Below are 3,915 nucleotides of genomic sequence, written 5' to 3'. Positions count from 1 at the left end.
AACCCACAAGATAAATTCACCTTCTAATGATTTATCTTGTGTCTAGCGTAATTGACTTTGCGATTGTTGCAATTTTATTTGACTGTTGCTCTCACTCACTTGTCAGGAGTAAAGCATGAGCTTAAACGCTGAACAACCGCCCGAAACAGAGCTTGACCATATTCGGGACACCTTAACGGGTATTGTCAGCTACGCCAGTAAAACCCGTGGTGAAATGCACCGAAGGTTCGATCAGCAAGAAAAACGTTTTGATGAGCGAGATAAGCGTTTTGATCATCAAGACAAAGCGATTGCTGCACTGAAAGCAGATAACGCAGAGTTGAAAGCAGACATCGTAGAGTTGAAAGCTGACAATGTGGAAATCAAAGGAGCCTTAAAGCTCATTCTGTCCAGACTTCCCAGCTAACCGCCGCATGTACAAACGGTTCCAAAGGACTGTGAACCAAGGGTTATGTCGAGAACCCGATGACGATTTTACAGTGGTCTCTCAATGAGAAAGCTTTTTTCTATCATTTTCACGGATCAGAACTCTTCTTTTCCCGGGTTCCACTGACCTCAATATTTTGAACTTCCGCTTTAAAGCCGAGTCTAACAGACCTGATCAATTTTTAATGTCCTTTCTAAGCGAGGATAAATACTGACTTTGCAACCATAAAGGAATCAGACATGGGCCCAATGAACAACAATTCCAGCATTGGTAATTTACTCTCGCCAACACCTGAGCCACCTCAAGTGGAGGAAGCACCAACGGGTGTCATTGCAGGCAGAGACGTTACTGTACATGACAAAAATGGACCTTTATTGCCCGGCTTGCCCGAATTAATACATTTAAAGATTATTCGCTGTTTGAGTTTTCGAGAGATTACCCAATTTGCAAAAGTATGCAGATATTTTCACGATCTTGTTAAAAATGATAAAGCTCTGGAAAGAGCATGGAGTCGCCGGTTTCCTTCACCACAGCAATATCAACTAAAGACCCTCTTTAAGACAAAAGATGATCACCAACTCCGTGCTTGGTTGAAGCCGTTTGCGAATGAGGACGCCATCAAGTCGCTCATAGAACAACGAAAGAATGTTCATTTTCCTGCTCAATTACTTTTCACCAACAGTAAACTGATGTCTCTATGTGAAAAATTTAAGTTAGTGGAAAAAACTGTCATTACCCATGATGCAAAAATCATCGCTGCCACACTCAGTCCCGATGGCCGCTATCTGGCAACCGCCAGTCACGATAACACAGCGAAAATCTGCGGCCGGGGGACCGATGGATTATGGGAACTAAAAGACATCATTTCCCACGAGGAAAGCGTCGACTTTGCCAACTTCAGCCCCGATGGCCGCTATCTGGTGACCGTCAGTCGCGATAACACAGCTAAAATCCATGATCTTCAGGACGTTGGCTCATTGGGAGTAAAAGCCACCATTAACATTATTTTTGGACTTTGGTTCAGCTCAGCCACCTTCAGCAACGATGGTCGCCATCTGGTAGTCACCAGCGCCAATGACACAGTGAAAATCTATGGTCTGAAGGAAGATGATGGATCATTGGAAGAAAAAGCCACCATTTCCCATGATGTATTGGTCCTTCGACCCACCTTTAGTGATGATGGCCGCCGTGTGGTGACCGTCAATCAAAATGAGGTAAAAATCCGTAGTCAGGGGGACGATGGATCATGGAGAGCAGAGGACATTATTCATGAAACAGTTATCAACGAGGCCAAGCTCAGCTCCGATGGCCGTCATCTGGCGATCTGTAGTGCAGGTTTAGCTCTGAAAATCTATGGTCAGGGGGACGATGGATCATGGGTAAAAAAAATAACCCTTCAACACCAGCTCACCATCAGCTCCATCAACTTCAGCGCCAACAGCCGCCACCTTGTAAGTACCAGCTTAGATTGCACAGCGAAAATCTGTAAGCTGCATGACGATGGATCATGGAAAGAAATAACCAGAATTGATCATGATTATGGGCTGTACTCAGCCAACTTCAGCGCCGATAGCCGACATCTGCTGATCACCGGTTTTGTTGGCGGAACTGCAGAAATCTATGGCCTGCAGGCCGATGAATCCTGGGTAAAAAAAGCCGCCATCATCCACGAAGATTGCATCCATGGAGCCACCTTCAGTCCCGATAGTTGCCTTGTGGCGACCGCCAGTTTAGATTCCACGGCGAAAATTTATGGCCTGTGGGCTGATGGCACATGGGTAGAAAAAGCCGTCATTCGACACGAGAGTTCAGTCACCTCAGCCAACTTCAGTGCCGATAGCCGAAATGTGGTCACCGTCACTCACGATAACAAGGCGAGAATCACTGAACTCAAAGGAAAGATTGATGATCCGATGGACGTTTAAGCCACTAAAACAACCTGCAATTAAGCGTCTTTTTGATGATAACCGATTTAAAAACAGCATTATGTTGAGTACCTGACTACAACTTTTGCAGCGGGCTCTCAATAAAAAAGTTTCTCTCTGTTATTTTCCCGTATCAGTGCTCTTCTTTAACTGAGTTCCACTGACCTCAATATTTTTGAACTTATACTATAAAACCGACTCCAACAGATCGAATCCATTTTAAATGTCCTTTCCAAGCGAGCATAAATACTGAATTTGGAGCTACGGAGAAATCAGGGATGAACCCTATTAAGAGCAATTTCAGCATACACGAACCGCTCTCGCGAACATTTGAACAAACTCAGCTGGACGAAGCAGCAACGGGTGTCAGTGAAAGCAGGGACGTTACTCTGTATCACAACAATAACTCCCCATTCTTAGAGTTGCCCGAATTAATACATTCAAAAATTATTCGCTGTCTGGGTTTGCGAGAGGTTACCCGGTTAGCAAAGGTATGCAAATATTTTCGCGATCTTGTTAAACAAAATATAGCTCTGGAAAGAGCATGGAATCGCCGTTTTCCTTCGTTTCCTTCACCACACCAATATCAACTGAAGACCACCATTAATACAAAAGATGAGCACCAACTCCGTGCTTGGTTGAAGCCGTTTGCAAATAAGGAGACTATTGAGTTGCTCATAAAACAACAAGAGAATATTCATTTTCCTGCGCAGTTACTTTTCACCAACAGTAAACTGATGACTCTATGTAAAAAATTCGAGTTAGTGGAAAAACTCGAAATTACCCATGGTGATAGAGTCTACGAAGCCAATTTCAGCCCCGATGGCCAACATCTGGTAACCGCCAGTCGCGATAAAACAGCGAAAATCTATGGTCTGGAGGATGATGGCTCGTGGAAACGAAAAGCCATCATTACCCATGATGAATGGGTCAGAACAGCCATTTTTAGCCCCGATGGCCGCTATCTGATAACCGCCGGTCACGATGCTACAGCGAAAATATATGGTCTGGAGGACGATGGCTCATGGGAAGAAAAAACCATCATTACCCATAATAATTACCTCGTTTCAGCCACCTTCATTGGTGATGGTCGCCGCGTGGTGACTGCCAGTTTTGGTGATTCGGTGAAAATCACTGGTCGGGGGAACAATGAATCATGGGAACTAGAGGACGCTTTTCATAAAAATACGATCTGCTCGACCCGGCTTAGCCCTGATGGCCATCACATGATAATTTTCTATGCTGTAAATTTCGTTATTGAAATCCATGGTCAGTCAGCTGCTGGATTATGGGCAGTAACATCTACCATTCAAACCGAGTCCGGAGCCCGCTCGGCCCGGTTCAGTGCCGATAGCTGCCATCTGGTCATCATCACTTTTGCTAGTACAGCGATAATCTGTGACCTGCTGGCTGATGGATCGTGGAAAAAAATGGGCACAATTAAACATGGTTTCTGGATCAAATCAGCCAATTTTAGCGCCGACTGCCTCCATGTGGTGACCGCCAGTGAAGATCATAAGGCGAAAATCCATAGCCAGAATGCTGGATCATGGGAAGAAAAAG

Annotated in this window: 3 protein-coding genes; all 3 read left to right on the top strand. The window is 44.8% G+C overall.

Annotation, left to right across the window (positions count from 1 at the left end; all coding sequences use genetic code 11):
- Positions 1–115: 115 nt before the first annotated feature.
- Complete coding sequence (locus KDK19_RS12020; RefSeq protein WP_257255142.1) at positions 116–406, top strand: hypothetical protein; 291 nt, start codon at positions 116–118, stop codon at positions 404–406.
- Positions 407–666: 260 nt separating this feature from the next.
- Positions 667–2,352 carry an F-box/WD-40 repeat-containing protein gene (locus KDK19_RS12015; RefSeq protein ID WP_257292047.1) on the top strand — a complete coding sequence of 562 codons (1,686 nt, stop codon included), beginning with the start codon at positions 667–669 and terminating at the stop codon, positions 2,350–2,352.
- Between the two features lie 278 nt (positions 2,353–2,630).
- The coding region (locus KDK19_RS12010) for an F-box/WD40 repeat-containing protein (protein ID WP_257288003.1) at positions 2,631–3,915 on the top strand (1,285 nt) is incomplete at its 3' end.

The organism is Endozoicomonas sp. ONNA1, from assembly GCF_024606325.1.
Lineage (GTDB): Bacteria > Pseudomonadota > Gammaproteobacteria > Pseudomonadales > Endozoicomonadaceae > Endozoicomonas_A.
This window is presented reverse-complemented; position numbering and strand designations above follow the sequence as displayed.

Coding starts and splice junctions, on each gene's coding strand:
- KDK19_RS12020 (WP_257255142.1), top strand. CDS start 116: ATGAGCTTAAACGCTGAACAACCGCCCGAAACAGAGCTTGACCATATT.
- KDK19_RS12015 (WP_257292047.1), top strand. CDS start 667: ATGGGCCCAATGAACAACAATTCCAGCATTGGTAATTTACTCTCGCCA.